Annotated in this window: 20 protein-coding genes and 1 tRNA gene; 11 read left to right on the top strand and 10 right to left on the bottom strand. The window is 67.4% G+C overall.

Annotated features, from left to right (window positions below):
* Positions 1–46: 46 nt before the first annotated feature.
* Positions 47–451, top strand: a complete 405-nt coding sequence (locus ACZ1JS_RS07295; protein ID WP_242117607.1) for a hypothetical protein — start codon at positions 47–49, stop codon at positions 449–451.
* A 4-nt stretch (positions 452–455) separates the two neighbouring features.
* Here the strand turns inward: ACZ1JS_RS07295 and ACZ1JS_RS07290 are convergent, their stop codons facing one another.
* The 4 genes from ACZ1JS_RS07290 to ACZ1JS_RS07275 form a co-directional block, all read right to left on the bottom strand.
* A complete protein-coding gene (locus tag ACZ1JS_RS07290) occupies positions 456–1,565 on the bottom strand; it encodes a diguanylate cyclase domain-containing protein (protein WP_465168354.1) in 1,110 nt (369 codons plus the stop codon).
* An 86-nt stretch (positions 1,566–1,651) separates the two neighbouring features.
* Positions 1,652–1,813, bottom strand: a complete 162-nt coding sequence (locus ACZ1JS_RS07285) for a DUF2256 domain-containing protein (protein WP_345875560.1) — start codon at positions 1,811–1,813, stop codon at positions 1,652–1,654.
* Complete coding sequence (gene aroB, locus ACZ1JS_RS07280) at positions 1,813–2,913, bottom strand: 3-dehydroquinate synthase (protein WP_465168353.1); 1,101 nt, start codon at positions 2,911–2,913, stop codon at positions 1,813–1,815. The genes ACZ1JS_RS07285 and aroB overlap by 1 nt, the downstream gene beginning before the upstream one ends.
* Positions 2,910–3,461 (bottom strand): shikimate kinase, encoded by a 552-nt coding sequence (locus ACZ1JS_RS07275; RefSeq protein ID WP_242117616.1) that lies wholly within the window; start codon positions 3,459–3,461, stop codon positions 2,910–2,912. Before ACZ1JS_RS07275 ends, aroB begins: the two co-directional genes overlap by 4 nt.
* Before the next feature lie 90 nt (positions 3,462–3,551).
* Here ACZ1JS_RS07275 and ACZ1JS_RS07270 point away from each other — a divergent pair, with 90 nt between their 5' ends.
* From ACZ1JS_RS07270 to ACZ1JS_RS07255, 4 genes are read left to right on the top strand one after another with little or no spacing between them, the layout of a single operon-like run.
* Positions 3,552–3,689: a hypothetical protein gene (locus ACZ1JS_RS07270; protein WP_200909539.1), complete on the top strand. Its 138-nt coding sequence runs from the start codon at positions 3,552–3,554 to the stop codon at positions 3,687–3,689.
* Positions 3,670–5,466: a hypothetical protein gene (locus ACZ1JS_RS07265; protein ID WP_465168352.1), complete on the top strand. Its 1,797-nt coding sequence runs from the start codon at positions 3,670–3,672 to the stop codon at positions 5,464–5,466. The genes ACZ1JS_RS07270 and ACZ1JS_RS07265 overlap by 20 nt, the downstream gene beginning before the upstream one ends.
* Positions 5,467–5,471: 5 nt before the next feature.
* A complete protein-coding gene (locus tag ACZ1JS_RS07260) occupies positions 5,472–6,371 on the top strand; it encodes a tyrosine-type recombinase/integrase (RefSeq protein WP_465168650.1) in 900 nt (299 codons plus the stop codon).
* An 11-nt stretch (positions 6,372–6,382) separates the two neighbouring features.
* Positions 6,383–7,330, top strand: coding sequence for an acetyl-CoA carboxylase carboxyltransferase subunit alpha (locus ACZ1JS_RS07255; protein ID WP_465168351.1), 948 nt, complete (start codon positions 6,383–6,385; stop codon positions 7,328–7,330).
* 64 nt (positions 7,331–7,394) lie between these two features.
* On the opposite strand, the gene ACZ1JS_RS07250 is transcribed toward ACZ1JS_RS07255, so the two are convergent.
* Together ACZ1JS_RS07250 and ACZ1JS_RS07245 are read right to left on the bottom strand one after the other, a co-directional pair.
* Complete coding sequence (locus ACZ1JS_RS07250; protein WP_465168350.1) at positions 7,395–7,574, bottom strand: Flp family type IVb pilin; 180 nt, start codon at positions 7,572–7,574, stop codon at positions 7,395–7,397.
* Positions 7,575–7,705: 131 nt separating this feature from the next.
* The gene (locus ACZ1JS_RS07245) at positions 7,706–7,897 is read right to left on the bottom strand and encodes a Flp family type IVb pilin (RefSeq protein WP_465168349.1); all 192 of its coding nucleotides are present in this window, start codon (positions 7,895–7,897) and stop codon (positions 7,706–7,708) included.
* An 80-nt stretch (positions 7,898–7,977) separates the two neighbouring features.
* On the opposite strand from ACZ1JS_RS07245, the gene ACZ1JS_RS07240 reads away from it, so the two are divergent.
* Positions 7,978–8,364, top strand: coding sequence for a (deoxy)nucleoside triphosphate pyrophosphohydrolase (locus tag ACZ1JS_RS07240; RefSeq protein ID WP_465168649.1), 387 nt, complete (start codon positions 7,978–7,980; stop codon positions 8,362–8,364).
* Here the strand turns inward: ACZ1JS_RS07240 and ACZ1JS_RS07235 are convergent.
* The gene (locus tag ACZ1JS_RS07235) at positions 8,357–9,187 is read right to left on the bottom strand and encodes a class I SAM-dependent methyltransferase (RefSeq protein WP_465168348.1); all 831 of its coding nucleotides are present in this window, start codon (positions 9,185–9,187) and stop codon (positions 8,357–8,359) included. The two genes, ACZ1JS_RS07240 and ACZ1JS_RS07235, sit on opposite strands and share 8 nt — an antisense overlap.
* A 42-nt stretch (positions 9,188–9,229) precedes the next feature.
* On the opposite strand from ACZ1JS_RS07235, the gene ACZ1JS_RS07230 reads away from it, so the two are divergent.
* From ACZ1JS_RS07230 to ACZ1JS_RS07215, 4 genes are read left to right on the top strand one after another with little or no spacing between them, the layout of a single operon-like run.
* Positions 9,230–9,961 carry a double zinc ribbon domain-containing protein gene (locus ACZ1JS_RS07230; RefSeq protein WP_465168347.1) on the top strand — a complete coding sequence of 244 codons (732 nt, stop codon included), beginning with the start codon at positions 9,230–9,232 and terminating at the stop codon, positions 9,959–9,961.
* A 32-nt stretch (positions 9,962–9,993) separates the two neighbouring features.
* Positions 9,994–10,248 (top strand): glutaredoxin 3, encoded by a 255-nt coding sequence (grxC, locus tag ACZ1JS_RS07225; protein ID WP_465168346.1) that lies wholly within the window; start codon positions 9,994–9,996, stop codon positions 10,246–10,248.
* On the top strand, positions 10,245–11,072 hold the full coding sequence (locus ACZ1JS_RS07220) for a carbon-nitrogen hydrolase family protein (RefSeq protein WP_465168345.1): 828 nt from the start codon (positions 10,245–10,247) through the stop codon (positions 11,070–11,072). Before grxC ends, ACZ1JS_RS07220 begins: the two co-directional genes overlap by 4 nt.
* A complete protein-coding gene (locus ACZ1JS_RS07215; protein ID WP_465168344.1) occupies positions 11,069–11,497 on the top strand; it encodes a DUF1178 family protein in 429 nt (142 codons plus the stop codon). Before ACZ1JS_RS07220 ends, ACZ1JS_RS07215 begins: the two co-directional genes overlap by 4 nt.
* A 255-nt stretch (positions 11,498–11,752) precedes the next feature.
* Here ACZ1JS_RS07215 and ACZ1JS_RS07210 read toward each other — a convergent pair.
* The 3 genes from ACZ1JS_RS07210 to folE form a co-directional block, all read right to left on the bottom strand.
* Positions 11,753–11,829, bottom strand: a tRNA-Arg gene (locus ACZ1JS_RS07210).
* Positions 11,830–11,875: 46 nt separating this feature from the next.
* Complete coding sequence (locus ACZ1JS_RS07205; protein ID WP_465168343.1) at positions 11,876–12,421, bottom strand: hypothetical protein; 546 nt, start codon at positions 12,419–12,421, stop codon at positions 11,876–11,878.
* Between the two features lie 34 nt (positions 12,422–12,455).
* Positions 12,456–13,079: a GTP cyclohydrolase I FolE gene (gene folE / locus ACZ1JS_RS07200; RefSeq protein WP_465168648.1), complete on the bottom strand. Its 624-nt coding sequence runs from the start codon at positions 13,077–13,079 to the stop codon at positions 12,456–12,458.
* 204 nt (positions 13,080–13,283) lie between these two features.
* Between folE and ACZ1JS_RS07195 the strand changes: the two genes are divergently transcribed.
* Entirely contained in the window at positions 13,284–15,935 is a 2,652-nt protein-coding gene (locus ACZ1JS_RS07195) for a TonB-dependent receptor (RefSeq protein ID WP_465168342.1), read from the top strand.
* Positions 15,936–16,085 lie beyond the last annotated feature (150 nt).

Genomic DNA, 16,085 nt, shown 5'->3' with positions numbered 1-16,085 from the left:
CGCTCATCGGACCGCGTCGTTATGGTCGGGAGCGAGGAGAATGGCGATGGCGCGTTGGGTTTTGGCGGGACTGGCATTGGCGATTGCGGGGCCGGCGCTCGCGCAGGATGCGCCGGCCGATCCGCCGCAACGCGTGCGCAACGCCACCGTCTATGGCGACGAACAATGTCCCAAGCCCGATAGCGACGACGAGATCGTGGTATGCGCGCGGCTGAACGAAAATGAACGCTATCGCATTCCGAAGCGCTTCCGCGACCCGCCGTCGCAACGGTCGGCGGATGCCAGCTGGGCACAGCGTGCCGACGTGGCGATGGAGGCGGCGCGGGCGACGCGGCCCAATAGCTGTTCGGTGATCGGCACCGGCGGCCAGACCGGCTGTACCCAGGCGATGCTGCGCCAATGGTTCGCCGAGCGGCGCCAGCAGCAGGCGGCCGAGCGCGATATCCCCTGAAGCGTCAGGCGGCGTCGGGGAGCGTCGCTGGCGCCCGATGCCGACGGACGCCGCCGCCGCCGCGCTTGGCGGCATAGAGCGCGTCGTCGGCGTTGGTCCGCAGCGCCGTGACCGAGGTCGCGTCTTCGGGAAAACAGGCATAGCCGATGCTGGTCCCGATCGCGACATGGTCGCCGTCGGCGAGCGCGATCTTGCAGTCGGTGATGGCGGCGGCGATATGTTGGCCGAGCGCTTCGGCCCGTGCGGGGTCGAGATCGGGAACCGCGAGCAGGAACTCGTCGCCGCCGAGCCGGACGATCAGTGCCGCATCCCCCGCCGCGTCGCGCAGCCGCGCGGCCACCGCGACCAGCACCGCATCGCCCGCACCATGGCCGTACCGGTCGTTGACCGACTTGAACCGGTCGAGATCGAGACACAGCAACGCCAGCGGCCGGACGGCCATCGCCGCGATCCGCTCGTCGAGGCCGTAGCGATTCGCGAGACCGGTCAGCGCGTCGTGTCCGGCGAGGAAGCGGTTGCATTCGGCAGCGTTGAACGAATCGGCCATGATGGCCGCGACGTTGCGCAGCAGCACGCAAATGCTGGCGAACAGCGGAAAACAGAGCGGGATCAGCATCCAGAGGACCGGATGGCCCGAAAAGGCCAGGCCGATCTTCAACGGAAGATCGCACAGCATTACCAGCATGACCGCCAGTCGCGGGGCGGCGTGGTTGCGGGCGCAGATCGGCGCGACGAGGCCGAGGATGAACGCGGTCGCGATGACGATCATCGCCAGATCGCCGGTCCGGGCAATGGCGAAGCCGGTGATGCCCTGCAGCGCGCACCAGCCGATCGTCAGCAGGACCGAACGGTCGACGGTCGGCAGCGTCCCGGCGCGGAAATGACGCTCGCTTCGCCGGATCGCGCGCAAGCGCAGCAGCACGAGCACGACCTCGATCGCGGCGAACACCCAGAATCGCGGCGATCCGGTGCGCAGCGCGGCGGCGACCGCGATGAAGATGCCCGACAGCGCACCGATCAGAACGACGCCCGGCGCGGACAGCAGCGAACCGAGCAGGATCGGCCGGGTTTCGGCGGGCACGTTCGTCGTGGGGTCGACGAGCCAACGCAGCATCGAACGATTGCCCAGCCGCGCCCGTCGTTGGTGTTGCATGAAGCCGGCCCCCGGATAACGCTGGAGCCGGGCGCTGTACCATGGCGCTACTGCGGATCGGTTAACGCGCGCCCGGTGCGACGGCAGCGGTCGGAACAGTAGACGACATTGTCCCAGTCGCGCTCCCATTTCTTGCGCCACGCGAACGGCCGTTCGCATACCGGGCAGATCTTGGTCGGCAGATCGCGCTTGGCGACGCCCCGCGGCATCAGCGGGGGCAGCGGTTCAGGAAGGCGGCGACCTGTTCCAGATCGACCGAGCGGTCGAGATAGGTCGCCCCGATGCCCCGCGCGAGCAGGAAGGGCAGGGTGCCGCCCTCCCGCTTCTTGTCATGCAACATGTGCGCGACCAGCGTTTCGCCCGAAGCGGCAATGCCGGCGGCGGCGAGGCCGTCGGGCAGGCCGGCGGCACGCAGATGCGCCGCGACGCGATCGGCATCGGCGGCGGAACACAGCCCCTGTTCGGCCGAATAGGCGAAGGCCAGCGCCATGCCGGCCGCCACCCCCTCGCCATGCAGCAGCGATCCGTCGAACCCGGCCTCCGCCTCCAGCGCATGGCCGAAGGTATGGCCGAGGTTGAGCAGCGCGCGTGTGCCGGTCGTCTCGCGTTCGTCGGCCCCGACGATCCGTGCCTTGGCCGTAACCGACCGGGCGATGGCGTGGGCACGGGCGGCAGGGTCGCCCGCGAGCAGCGCGGCGCCGTTGGTCTCGCACCAGGCGAAGAAGTCGGGATCGTCGATCAGGCCGTATTTGACGACCTCGGCATAGCCGGCGCGGACCTCGCGCGGCGGCAGCGTGTCGAGCGTCGTCGGGTCGATCAGCACCAGTGCCGGCTGGTGAAAGGCACCGACCAGATTCTTGCCGGCGCGGGTGTTGATCCCGGTCTTGCCCCCGACCGATGAATCGACCTGCGCAAGCAAGGTCGTCGGCACCTGTACGAAGCCACAGCCCCGCTTCAGGATCGCGGCGGCGAAACCGACCAGATCGCCGATCACCCCGCCGCCCAGCGCCACGATATGGTCACCGCGCTCCACGCCCAGTGCGAGCAGCGAATCGAGCAGCCGTTCGAGCGTCGCCCAGCTTTTCGAGCCTTCGCCGGCCGGAATCTCGATCGCTTCGCTCGCCACGCCCGCCGCCGACAGCGAATCGCGCAGGGTCGCGAGGTGCATCGGCACATTGGCATCGGCGACGATCACCATCCGCCGCCCGCGCGCGATCGGGGCAAGATGGTCGCCGGCACGGGCAAGCACGCCGTCCTCGATCACGATATCGTAGCTGCGGTCGCCAAGGGCGACGGGAATGACGGTCATTGGCCGATGGCTTTCAGGATCGCGGAGACGGTAGCGTCGTGCGGCGCGTGCTGGCTGACGATGTGGATCGGTGCAAGCGCATAGACGGGATTGCGGATACGGGCGAGTTCGGTCAGCACCTTGCGCGGATCCTTCCCCCGCAGCAGCGGACGGGTGTCGCGGCGGCGGACGCGTTCGGCCAGTATTTCGGGCGAGGCATCGAGCCAGATCGCCAGCGACTGGTCGAGGATCAGCGCGCGCGTCTCCTCCTGCATGAACGCGCCGCCGCCGGTCGCGATGATCTTGGGCGTGCCGTCGATCAGGCGGGCAATGACACGGCGTTCGCCGTCGCGAAAATGCGCTTCGCCGAAGCGTTCGAAGATTTCGGCGATGGTCATGCCGGCGGCATGTTCGATCTCGTGATCGGCATCGACGAAATCGAGCTTCATGCGTTGGGCAAGCCGCCGGCCGACGGTGGATTTGCCGACACCCATCAACCCGACCAGGACGATCGGACGTCCGGTCCAGGGCGGTGGCGGCTGGGGAATGGATTCTTGAATTTGCAGCATCGAACGATGGGCTATACAGCCGCCCAACCGATCGGGCAAAAGGCGCGTCGCCTTCTTTGTTCGAGCCAAATTACCGGGACGATTTGATCCATGTCGCGTTCGCTTGTCATCCTTCTCGTCGTCGTGGTCGCGCTGATCGCGGGCATGTTCCTGCTGGCGGGACGTTCGACCGAGCAGCAGCCGACCCAGATCGAAAAGGCGGTCTCGCTTGAAAATCTCGCCAACTGACCGGTTGCGGATCGGCGTCGCCGCAGCGGCGCTGATCGCGATCGCGGTACCGGCAACGGGTCAGGACGTACCCGAATCGCTGCTGCCGCCGGGGTTCGGCGATGCGCCGGCCCCGACGCCGACGCCGCGACCCAGTGGCTCGGCCGCCCCGGGCGCGCCGAACTTCGCGCCGCCCGCCGCGATCGTCCAGCCGATACCGGGACTGCCGGGCGCGACGCCGACGCCCACGCCAACCCCCTCCGCATCGACCGTGCCGATCGATGCCGAGGCGCTTCGCCAATATGAATTGCCCGATTTCGCGCGCCGGTCGCTGACCAATATCGGCATTGCGGGGCAGGGCAGCGACTTCGGGCGCGACGCGTTCGGCGCGGCCGATGGGCCGTGGCTGGAGCGGATCATGCGCTCGCTCGACGCGCCGGTCGCCTCGCGCTGGCTCTCGATCGCGCTGCGGCGGGCGCTGGTCGCCGATGTCGATACGCCGGGCGGTGTCGATGGCGCGGATTTCGCCGCCGAGCGGGCATGGCTGCTGGTGCGGATGGGCGAGGCGCCGGCGGCGCGCGCGCTGGTCCAGTCGGTCGATATCGATAACTATACGCCCAAACTCTATCAGATCGCGATGCAGGCGTTGCTGGCGACCGGCGATCCGGGCGGCATGTGCCCGCTTGTTGCACCGGCGATGCGGGTGTCGAACGAGCGCGGATGGCGGCTGGCCAATGCCGTCTGCCTCGGCCTGAAGGGCGAGGCGCGCGAGGCGGGGCGGATCGTCGACCAGGCACGGCGTCAGGCGCCGGGCGGCGGTGCGATCGATGTGGCGCTCGCCGAAAAGCTGGTCGGCAAAGGCGCACAGGGCAGGCGGGCGGCGACGATCGAATGGGACGGCGTCGATCGGCTGACGGCATGGCGATATGGCATGGCCGCCGCCAGCGCGACGCCGGTGCCGGCGGAAATGTTCGACGGGGTCGGTCCGCAGGTACGCTACTGGCACGCCACCGCGCCGCAATTCGCGCCCAATGTCCGGTTGACCGATGGCGAGTTCGCGGCGGCGCAGGGCGTGTTGTCGAGCGAGGCGCTGGTCGACCTGTATGCGCAGTTGCTGGCCGACGAAGATGCCAGCAGTGCGCAAAGTGCGCTGGCCACCGATTTGCGCACCGCCTTCACCGGCAATGACGATCAGCGGCTGACCATGCTGCGCCAGTTCTGGGAACCGGCGGCGACGACGCCACTCGGCCATGCCCGGCGGGTGCTGACGGCAAGAGCGGCGGCGATGATCGCGCCGGTTGCCGATCATGTCGGCGACGCCGACCAACTGATCGCGTCGATGCTGACCGCGGGCCTCGACCTGCCGGCGCTGCGCTGGCGGCCGGTGGTGCCGGTCGGCAGCGATGGCTGGGCGATGCTGGCGCTGGCCGATCCGATGGGACGATCGGTTCCGGTTGGCGCGGTCTCGGACTATGCCGGGCAGAATGGGCGCAAGGGGCAGTTGCTGTTCGCCGGGCTGGCGGGGCTCGGCCGGCTGCCGCAGGATCAGGTGCAGGGGCTGGCGCGCGACCTGAACGTCGCGATCGGCGCGCGCAACGCGTGGACCGATGCGATCGACCGGTCGGGCGTGCGCGGCGAGGCGGGCACGGTGCTGTTGCTGGCGGCTACCGGCATGCAGACGCGCGACTGGCGCGGCGTGTCGCCGGTGGCGCTGTTCCATATCGTCGCGGCACTACGCGCGGCGGGGCGTGAGGGCGAGGCGCGGATGATCGCCGCCGAGGCGATCGCGCGGACGTGAGCGGCATCGGCGGCGATCGCGTGCTGATCGACCGTTTCCTCGAAATGATGGCGGCGGAAGCGGGGGCGGCACGCAATACCGTCGCCGCCTATCGCACCGATTTGTCGCTGGCGTCCGGGACGCTGGGCGGGCGGCTGGCCGAGGCCGACGCGGCGGCGATCGGGCGGCTGGCCGATGGCTGGGGCGACCTCGCCAAGTCGACGGTGGCGCGCAAGGCGGCGGCGCTGCGGCGATTCTTCGCCTTTCTGGCCGATGAGGGATTGCGGGCGGACGATCCGGGGGCGGCGCTGCCCCGCCCGGGCACGTCGCGGCCGCTGCCCAAGACGCTGTCGAGCGGCGATATCGATGCGATGTTCGCCGCGATCGAAGCGCGGATCGCGCGGGTGCCGCCCGATCGCAACGACCTGCGGCTGTCGGCGCTGTTCGAGCTGCTCTACGGATCGGGACTGCGCGCGACCGAGCTGGTGTCGTTGCCGCGTGGCGCGATCGTTTCGGACCGGCCCTATCTGATCCTGAAGGGCAAGGGCGGGCGCGAGCGGATGGTGCCGCTGTCCGATCGCGCGCGGGCCGCCGTCGTCCGCTGGCGCGCGCATGTCCCGGCGGACAGTCCTTGGCTGTTCCCGTCGGGCAAGGGGCATCTCAGCCGGATGCGACTATATCAGATCGTGCGGGCGCTGGCGGGCGAGGCCGGCATCGCGCCCGACCGGATCAGCCCGCACGTGCTGCGTCACGCCTTTGCCACGCATCTGCTGGAAGGCGGCGCCGACCTGCGCGCGTTGCAGGCGATGTTGGGCCATGCCGATATCGCCACGACCGAAATCTATACCCATGTCGATGCGTCGCGGCTGGTGCGGCTGGTCAACGAGCGGCACCCGCTGATTGACGCCGGGCGGACACGGCCATAGGGCGCGGACCCATGGCTAGCTTCCTTGATTTCGAAAAACCCATCGCCGAATTGCAGGCGCGGATCGACGAACTGCGCGATACCGCCGCCGATGGCGAGCTCGACATCGCGACCGAGATCGGACGGTTGCAGACCAAGTCCGACCGGCTGCTGCGTGAAACTTATACCAAGCTGACCCCGTGGCAGAAGACGCAGGTCGCGCGCCATCCCGAGCGGCCGCATTTCAAGCACTATGTCGCCTCGCTGGTCGAGGATTTCATGCCGCTGGGCGGGGACCGCGCCTTTGCCGATGATTCGGCGATCCTCGGCGGGATCGGGCGGTTCCGCGGGCGCAAGGTCGTGGTGATCGGCCATGAAAAGGGCGACGACACCGCCAGCCGCCTCCGCCACAATTTCGGCATGGGCAAGCCCGAGGGCTATCGCAAGGCGATCCGGCTGATGCAACTCGCCGACCGCTTCAGCCTGCCGGTGGTGACGCTGGTCGATACGTCGGGCGCGTTTCCCGGCATCCAGGCCGAAGAGCGTGGACAGGCAGAGGCGATCGCGCGTTCGACCGAGGCGGCGCTGAACCTAGGCGTGCCGATGGTGTCGGCGATTTTGGGCGAAGGCGGATCGGGCGGCGCGATCGCGCTGGCGGCGGGCAATATCGTGCTGATGATGGAGCACGCCGTCTATTCGGTGATCTCACCCGAAGGATGCGCATCGATCCTGTGGCGCACCGCCGACAAGGCGCCCGAGGCGGCCGAGGCGATGCGGGTGACCGCGCAGGATCTGAAGTCGCTGGGCGTGATCGACCGGATCGTGCCCGAACCGCTGGGCGCGGCGCATCGCGACAAGGGTGCGGCGATCGCGGCGCTGGGCGATGCGATCGATACGGCGCTGGGCGAGCTGTCGGGCATGGAGGCCGCTTCGCTGCGCCAGGCACGGCGGCAGAAGTTCCTGAAGATGGGCCGACTGTAACCGACATGAAAAGGGCGGCGGAACCGAAGTCCCGCCGCCCTTTCGCTATCGGTGATCGTAGGGATCAGCCGCCGGCCTTCGTCGCCTTCATCTGGCCCGAAACGTTGTTGAACGTCGTGCTCAGCTGGTTGCCCAGACCCTGCATGGCGGTGATGGCGGCAACGGCGATAAGCGCGGCAATCAGCCCGTATTCGATCGCGGTGGCGCCCTTGCTGTTCTTCAGAAAGGTGCGGATCTTCTGCATTTCGGTCTCCGTGGTTCTGCGTACTTCAATTTTCCCGGCCGTTCGGACGATGCCCGGTCAGCAAGCGCAGTGTACGAAGAACTCGGTTGATAAAGTTTTAAGCAGAAAGGTTACCGACAATATTTCCATGGTTAACCAACATGGCTATGCTCGATGACGTTGGTTGCGACGCCGTCCCATAGGCTGCCGTTGATGTCGCCAAGGCCGGCGATGGCAGCGACGATCGCAATCGCGACCATCGCGAGAATCATGCCATATTCGACGGCAGTGGCCCCACGCCGATCGCGCCAGAGACTGTTTAGCGGGCGCCGCGCGCAACGCATGGACCTTCTACTCCGCTATGACCGAATCGACCCTTAACGCCGGCGAGGTTAAGAAATTGTCGCATCCACCCCATTTTCTGATGGTGACCGCCGCAGCGATGATCGACGGCGATGGCCGGGTGCTCGTCCAGCAACGCCCGCCCGGGACGGCGATGGCGGGGCTGTGGGAGTTTCCCGGTGGCAAGATCGAACCGGGCGAGACCCCCGAGGCGGCGCTGGTCCGCGAACTGGACGAGGAATTGGGCATCGTCGTCGACCATAGCTGTCTGGCGCCGGCGGCCTTTGCCAGCGAGGCACTGGGTGAGCGGCATCTGCTTCTGCTGCTCTACGCATTGCGCAAATGGCAGGGGATGCCGGTCGCGCGCCATGCGACCGCGCTACAATGGTTGCGGCCGGTGCAGTTGCATGGCCTTGCCATGCCGCCCGCCGACCGGCCGCTGATCGGGCTGCTCGAAGCGCTTATCTAGGCCGCAAGGTATCGGCGAGCGAGGCGGTGGCGCTGCCGCGGCGGGCCGGTTGCGGCTGGCTTGGGGCGGGGGCCCAGCCGGTCAGGTAGATGACCTCGAACTGTTCGACGGTCCGGCCATCGGGATCGGCGCGGTCGGCAAAGGCAGCGGCCGCCGCCATCAACCCGGCGCGACCCAGCGGTGCGGGATCGAGCAGCCCGGTCGCGCCCATGCCGCGCAGATCGTCGACCAAGCGGCCCAACCCGGCATAGCGGACCGTCAGCGTTTCCGAATCGGCGACGGGTAGCGCGAAGCCCGCCCGGACCAGCAGGTCGCCGGCCGAGCGCAGGTCGATTTGCGGATGGACCCGGCCGGCCGGCCGATCGCCCTCGGCAGTCAGCAGCGATTGCCGCAGCGTGGCCAGCGTCCTGCCGCCGGTGAAGGCGGCAAGGAACAAGCCGTCGGGGCGCAGCGTCCGGCGGATCAGCGTCAGCGCGCCGGGCAGGTCGTTGACGCTGTCGAGCACGCCGACCGACACCACCAGATCGAACGCGCCATCGGCAAAGGGCAGCCGGTCCTCGTCCCCCTGCACGCCACCCGCAGCCTGGGCGAAAGCGAAACCGGGATCGAAGCGGGCGATGCGCGCGCCCGGCGGGGGCGTGAAGGCAGCGTCATGGCAGCCGAGGTCGAGCACGTCGGTGAATTGCCGGGTCACCGCCTGCAACCGGTCCTCAATCCCCTCCAGCATATAACGATGCAGGAAATCGGCGCGCGCGAAGCCTGGTTGGGAACGGTCGCGATGCAGGCGGCGGCGTTGACGGTCGAAGATATCGGGGGCGGTCACGCCGCCGCTTGTGCCGGGCGGCGCGGGCGGCGACAAGGGGGCATGCCGTTTGCCAGCGCTCCTGTCGTCGCACTGAACCGGCTGGTCGCGCTGGCACTGCCGCCGCGCTGCCCCGGCTGTAGCGAGGTCGTCGAGGCCGATCATCGTTTCTGCGCGACGTGCTGGTCGGGTCTGCGCTTTCTGGGCGATCCGGCATGCGCGACCTGTGGCGCGCCGTTCGCGATCGATCGGGGAGAGGGCCTGCGCTGCGGGCCGTGCCTTGCCGCGCCGCCGCCGCATGACGGACTGCGCGCCGCCGTCGCCTATGGCCCGGTCGCGCGCGATGTCGCGCTCAAGCTGAAATATGGCGGTCGACTGGCGCTGGCGGAGACGATGGCGCGGCTGATGTACCGGCACCTGCCGGACGACGCGACGCTGATCGTGCCGGTACCGCTGCATCGACGACGATTGTGGACGCGTGGATATAATCAGGCGCTGCTGATCGCCGACGGACTGTCGCGCCTGTCGGGCGTCGCGGTCGCACGCGACGCGCTGCGACGGACGCGCCCCACGCCAGCGCTGAAGGGGATGAATGGTCGCAGGCGCGCGCAGGCGGTGCGCGGCGCGTTCATGGCGTCCGATCCGGGACGGGTCGCCGGGCAGACGGTCGTGCTTGTCGACGACGTTCATACCAGCGGCGCGACCGCTGCCGCCTGTACCAAGGTGCTGCGTGCTGCCGGTGCGACGCGCGTGACGATCCTGTGCTGGGCACGCGTCGTCGGTGCGGACGATTGACAAGGCCGATCGCCGGACACACCTGATCCAGCATGGCTAATATTATCATCTATACGAAGGCGTTCTGCCCCTATTGCACCCGCGCCAAGCGGTTGCTGGACGAGAAGGGCGCCGCCTATGACGAGATCGACATCACGCTGGGCGGAGCGAAGCGGCAGGAGATGCTGGCGCGCGCCAACGGCCGGACGACGGTGCCGCAAATCTTCATCGGCGACACCCATGTCGGCGGGTCGGACGATCTGGCGGCGCTGGAACGCGCGGGCAAGCTGGACGCGCTGCTGGCGTGACCCGGATCGCGCTGCTCCAGATGACGGCGGGTATCGACCGCGACGCCAATGCCGCCGTGCTGGTTGAGGCGATCGAGCGGGCGGCGGCGGGTGGCGCGGCGATGCTGTTCACCCCCGAAATGTCGGGCCTGATCGATCGGGACCGCGAACGCGCAGCCGCGTCGATCGCGACCGAAGATACCGACCCGGTGCTGCGATCGGTAAGCGCGGCGGCGGCGCGGGCCGGCATCTGGGTGCATCTGGGGTCGCTGGCGGTGCGGCGGGCAGATGGGCGATTGGCCAATCGCGGCTTTGTCATCGATGCGGCCGGTGCCGTGCGGGCTCGCTATGACAAGCTGCACCTGTTCGACGTGACGCTGCCGACCGGTGAGAGCTGGCGCGAATCGGCAAGCTATGCGCCGGGCGAATCGGCGACGGTGGTGGCGACCCCGGCCGGTCGGCTGGGGCTGACCATCTGTTACGACCTGCGCTTTCCGGACCTGTTCCGTGCGTTGAGCGATGCCGGAGCGACCATGCTGGCGGTGCCCGCGGCGTTTACAGTGCCGACCGGCGAGGCGCATTGGCACGTCCTGCTGCGCGCGCGTGCGATCGAAGCGGGCGCGTTCGTCGTCGCCGCCGCACAGACCGGTCGCCATGCGGACGGACGGATAACCTACGGCCATTCGCTGGTCGTCGATCCGTGGGGCAAGGTGTTGCTCGATATGGGCGATACGGCGGGCCTGGGCTTTGCCGACATCGATCCTGCGCAGGTCGATGCGGTGCGGGGACGGATCCCGGCGATCGAGCATCGCCGCGCGATCCCGTCGGTCGGGATCGTCGCGTGATCGTGTTCGACCTGCGCTGCGGCAATGCGCATGTGTTTGAGGCATGGTTTGCCTCCAGCGATGCCTATGCCGATCAGCGGGGGCAGGGCCTGATCCAATGTCCCATCTGTGCCGATGCGACGATCGAGAAGGCGGTGATGGCGCCCAACATTGCGCCGAAGGGAGACCGCACGGCTGGCCCCCCGCCCGAGATGATGAAGGCGGCGCTGCAGGCGCTGGCACAGGCGCAGCAGGCGGCATTGGCGAATAGCGAATGGGTCGGCACCGCCTTCGCCGATCGGGCGCGGGCGATGCATGTCGGCGATGCCGAACCGGCGACCATCCACGGCCAGGCGACGCGCGCCGAGGCGAAGGCGCTGGTCGAAGAAGGAGTGCCGGTCGCGCCGCTGTTGCTGCCGGTCGTACCGCCCGAGCGGGCGAATTAGCGGCTACCGACATGAACCTGACCCGTTCGTCCTGAGTAGCCATTGAGCTTTTCGAAATGGCGTATCGAAGGACCCGTGCCGCAGGTGCTTCGATACGGGTCTTCGACTTCGCTCAGCCCCTACTCAGCACGAACGGGTCTACGTCTTGTCACCATTCATGACGGTGACCGAAACGCGGCAGCCTTTCGGCGGAACGACGCTCGCCGCACTGGCGGTCGAAGCCGACCGTGCTTCCTTGGATCGGCCGGAGTGGAATGGTGGTCTCGGAGGGACTCGAACCCCCGACGCCCGCTTTAGGAAAGCGGCGCTCTGTCCAGCTGAGCTACGAGACCGTTCGTGCGCTGTAGAATGCCGTCGCCCGTCGCGCAACGGTGGCGATCAACCGCCGCATTCCCAGCGGCCGTTGCGATAGAGGCGCTTGCCCCCATTGGCGGTGCGCATAGTCAGCGTCGCCGGCCATGCCTGTGTCGAGCTACCCGCCTGCACCGGGTCGCCCGGCTGGCGTGCGACGGTGAAAGACACGCCGTCGCCGGCAAGGATCGCACCACCCTGTATCGCGTCGCGGCCAGGCGTAGCGGCGGTGATGCGATGGAAGCGCTTGTCATATTTGACCAGCCCGTCGCCTTCGTCACGGACCATCAACAGTGTGGGCGTACCGGCACCTGCGTGGAAGGCGCAGCCCGACCCCAGCAAATCCTTGTCCTTGAAGTCGTCATAGACCAGCGGCTGCAATTCCGATGCCGGATGTAGCGTTGGTGACGTCGGCACGCCGCGTGTCGAGACGACCGCGCCGTTGGCTGCCGGATCGACGCCGCCGAGCGAGCCGACCGGCATGGCCGTCTGCGTAGCGTTGGCATCGGCAGGCGGCTCGGCCGAGCAGGCGACGATCGCGAACGGCATCATCAGGGCGGCGTAACGGTTCATCGTTCGAAAACGTCGCTTGGTCGCTGCCGTTCCGTCATCCGCGCCCGATCAGGGCCAGGACTTCCTCGCGGCTGCGTTCGTCGTCGCGGAACACGCCCATCATGCGGCTGGTCGTCATGGTGACGCCCGGGGTGCGGACGCCGCGCGCGGTCATGCAGCCATGGGTCGCCTCGATCACCACCGCGACGCCGCGCGGCCGCAACCCGTTCCAGATGCAGTCGGCGACTTCGGCGGTCAGCCGCTCCTGCACCTGCAACCGGCGGGCATAGCCGTGCAGGACGCGCGCCAGCTTCGAGATGCCGACGACGTGATCCTTCGGCAGATAGGCGATGTGCGCCTTGCCGACGATCGGCGCCATGTGATGTTCGCAATGCGACTGGAACGGAATGTCGCGCAGCAGGACGATCTCGTCATAACCGCCGACCTCTTCGAAGACGCGTTCGAGGTGGCGGGCGGGATCGTCGGCATAGCCCTGCGTATATTCCTTCCACGCACGGGCGACGCGCAGCGGCGTCTCCATCAGCCCTTCGCGGTTCGGGTCTTCGCCGGTCCAGCGGATCAGGGTGCGGATCGCTTCTACGACGTCGTCGGGCACCGGAATCTTCGGCGCCGATGCCACCAGGTCGCCGGTCCCGGCATCGTCATTCGCGTCACACATGATCGTCGTCCATTCCCGATATTCGAACTTCTTCGCATCCGCCGCATAAAACACCAGCATCCGCGCGACTGTGGCTTCCATACCCGTTCGCCGATAAAAGCTGTGCGAAGGTGCAGGTTGCCCGTTGACGCGGGATAGATGCTCCGTCACCAAATGCCAACTGCATTAGCCGGACGATATCGGCAGCGCGGATGAGGGGATGTCATGACGAAGTTCCAACTGCTGGCCGCAACCGCTCTCTCGATGGTCGCAGGCACCAGCCCGACGATCGCACAGACTGCCGCTCCGGCGACCGAACCCGCCGCCGTCCAGTCGGAAGGGACGACGACGACCGATGACGATTGGGGGAACGATATCATCGTCACCGCCAACCGTCGCGCCGAACCGATCCAGGACGTGCCGATCGCGGTAACCGCGGTGAATGCGCAGCTGCTCGACGACGCCGGGGTGCGCGACATCCGTGGCCTCGAACAGCTTGCCCCGTCGCTGCAGACCACGACCGGTCAATCGTCGGCGGTGTCGACGTCGCTGTCGATTCGCGGTGTCGGCACCGCGGGCGACAATCCCGGCTTCGAACCGGCGGTCGGCGTGTTCATCGACGGCGTGTTCCGCGCGCGCGCCGGCATCGCCATTGCCGAGTTGCCCGAGGTGGAGCGGGTCGAGGTGCTGCGCGGGCCGCAGGGGACGCTGTTCGGGCGGAACACCTCGGCAGGTGCGCTTTCGGTGACGACGGCGATGCCGAAATTCGATCTGGGCGGCTATGTCGAAGGCGAATATGGCAATTACAACGCCTATGAACTGAAGGGCGCGCTGACCGGGCCGGTGTCCGAACAACTCGCCCTGCGCGTCGACGGCGGCTGGCGTCAGCGCGACGGCTATATCCAGGACGTCAATTCGGACCGTGCGTTCAACGACATCAACCGCTGGTACGTGCGCGGACAGGCGCTGTACGACACGTCGGCCTTCAGCTTCCGGCTGATCGGCGACTATTACCAGACCGATGAACAATGCTGCGGCGTGGTCAGCGGCACCCGCGGCGCGACCGCTCCGGCGATCCAGGCGATTGCCGCGCAACAGGGCCGCACCGGCATCTATACCGGTCCGCCCTCCGACCGGCGCATGGCGGCGTCGCCCAATCGCGATTATGGCGAGGCGGTGCGCGACTGGGGCGTGTCGGGCGAGATCAACGCCGATGTCGGCGATATGAAGCTGACCTCGATCAGCGCCTATCGCGACTTCCGGGTGCTGCGGAACCAGGATATCGATTATTCGGGCATCGACCGCGCCTATCGCGACGGATACCGGTCGTCGCTGCGCAACATCACGCAGGAATTGCGGTTGCAGGGGCAGTTGTTCGACGGGAAGCTCGATTTTCTCGTCGGTGGCTTCTACCTGAACGAACAGCTGAAGCTGCGCGATACGGTGCGGCTGGGCAATGATGCCAATCGCTATGTCGATACGCTGCTGGCGGGCGTGCTGGGACAGCCGGCTTCCGCCGGCGGCATCGGACGCGCGGCGCAATTCTATGGCAGTTTCAACGTGCCGACCTTTACGCAGCTCGTCACCGCGCTGCGTGGCGGGCCGGCGTTGCCGGCGGGGACGGTGCCGCTCTTCTCGCAGCTCCTTTATGCGCAGAGCCCGCAGTTGCAGGCGGCAGCGCCGCCCGGATCGGCACTGTTCACCTATCTCAACACGCCGCTGACCCCGAACGTCGCCGGGCAGGGCAATAACAACGACGATTTCCAGGTCGATACCAATGCCTTCGCGCTGTTCACCCACAATATCGTAAACATCACCGAGCAGCTCTCGCTGACGCTCGGCCTGCGCTACAACTACGAGCGCAAGGAACTGGCGGCGACGGTCAATAGCAATCCGGCGGCGTGCGGCTTCTTCCTCGGCAACGATCCGCGCGCGGTGACCTATCGCAATGCGATCCGCGCGGCGAGCCCCGCCCTGTTCCAGAACCTGTTCCTGCTCAGCTGCAATCCCGCAGTGTCGAGCGAATTCAACGGCAATTACAGCCATGACCGGTCGGAAAGCCGCCTGACCGGCACCGCCAAGCTGGCGTACAAGTTCACGCCCGATATCCTCGGCTATGCCAGCTATGATCGCGGCTTCAAGTCGGGCGGCTACAATCTCGATCAGGCCAGCTTCGACACGACCGTTTTGGGGGGCGACGGCGCACAGGCGACGGATCTGGAATTCGGGGCGGAAACGGTCGACAGCTACGAACTGGGCTTCAAGACCAGCGTCACCCGGCAATTCTCGTTCAACGCGGCGTTCTTCTACCAAAAGTTCAAGGGGCTGCAGTCGCTGATCTTTGCCGGCAACAGCTTCGTCGTACAGAACGTGCCGCGATCGACCGCCAAGGGCGTCGAACTGGAATCGCTGATCCAGCCGATCCGCGAGTTGAGCTTCCGCTTCGGCTATACGTTGCTCGACGCGTCCTACGACGCCGATAACGATTTCAGTGGCACCCCGCTCCAGAACCAGCAGGGCCGGCAATTCCTGAACCAGCCGCGCAACGTCGTGACCGTGGCGGCGACTTGGCAGCCGCGCCTGACCAGCACGCTCAATGCGCTGTTCCATGTCGACATGCGCTATAACAGCGACGTGTCGATCGTCCGTGACGGCACGGGGACGACGACGGTCGGCAATGACGGCTATCCGCTGCTGAACGGCAAGATCGGCATCGCGACCGACGATCGCCGCAAGCAGTTGGAGTTCTTCGTCGAGAACATCACCAACCAATATTATAACATTTCGGGCTTCGCGATCCCCGAGCAGACCGGAACCTATGGCGTCTATCCGGCTACGCCGCGCTTCTACGGCGTGCGCGCCCGGTTCGGCTTTTGACGTCGCGGTAGGCGGTATACGCTGACCCGAGCGGTAAAATCGTGGAATCGTTGGTGCGGTTTGTCGCTTTTCCCCCGCGACAACCGCACCGTAACCTTGCATAACCGTCGGCCTGCCGTGCCCACGGGGTGCGGCCCTGCAGGGGGATAG

The organism is Sphingomonas sp. BL-S-05 (assembly GCF_055521695.1).
Note: the sequence above shows the minus strand (reverse complement) of the source record. Positions and strands in the feature narration are given on the sequence as shown.

Coding starts and splice junctions, on each gene's coding strand:
- ACZ1JS_RS07295 (WP_242117607.1), top strand. CDS start 47: ATGGCGCGTTGGGTTTTGGCGGGACTGGCATTGGCGATTGCGGGGCCG.
- ACZ1JS_RS07290 (WP_465168354.1), bottom strand. CDS start 1,565: ATGCTGCGTTGGCTCGTCGACCCCACGACGAACGTGCCCGCCGAAACC.
- ACZ1JS_RS07285 (WP_345875560.1), bottom strand. CDS start 1,813: ATGCCGCGGGGCGTCGCCAAGCGCGATCTGCCGACCAAGATCTGCCCG.
- aroB (WP_465168353.1), bottom strand. CDS start 2,913: ATGACCGTCATTCCCGTCGCCCTTGGCGACCGCAGCTACGATATCGTG.
- ACZ1JS_RS07275 (WP_242117616.1), bottom strand. CDS start 3,461: ATGCTGCAAATTCAAGAATCCATTCCCCAGCCGCCACCGCCCTGGACC.
- ACZ1JS_RS07270 (WP_200909539.1), top strand. CDS start 3,552: ATGTCGCGTTCGCTTGTCATCCTTCTCGTCGTCGTGGTCGCGCTGATC.
- ACZ1JS_RS07255 (WP_465168351.1), top strand. CDS start 6,383: ATGGCTAGCTTCCTTGATTTCGAAAAACCCATCGCCGAATTGCAGGCG.
- ACZ1JS_RS07250 (WP_465168350.1), bottom strand. CDS start 7,574: ATGCAGAAGATCCGCACCTTTCTGAAGAACAGCAAGGGCGCCACCGCG.
- ACZ1JS_RS07245 (WP_465168349.1), bottom strand. CDS start 7,897: ATGCGTTGCGCGCGGCGCCCGCTAAACAGTCTCTGGCGCGATCGGCGT.
- ACZ1JS_RS07240 (WP_465168649.1), top strand. CDS start 7,978: ATGGTGACCGCCGCAGCGATGATCGACGGCGATGGCCGGGTGCTCGTC.
- ACZ1JS_RS07230 (WP_465168347.1), top strand. CDS start 9,230: ATGCCGTTTGCCAGCGCTCCTGTCGTCGCACTGAACCGGCTGGTCGCG.
- grxC (WP_465168346.1), top strand. CDS start 9,994: ATGGCTAATATTATCATCTATACGAAGGCGTTCTGCCCCTATTGCACC.
- ACZ1JS_RS07205 (WP_465168343.1), bottom strand. CDS start 12,421: ATGAACCGTTACGCCGCCCTGATGATGCCGTTCGCGATCGTCGCCTGC.
- folE (WP_465168648.1), bottom strand. CDS start 13,079: ATGTGTGACGCGAATGACGATGCCGGGACCGGCGACCTGGTGGCATCG.
- ACZ1JS_RS07195 (WP_465168342.1), top strand. CDS start 13,284: ATGACGAAGTTCCAACTGCTGGCCGCAACCGCTCTCTCGATGGTCGCA.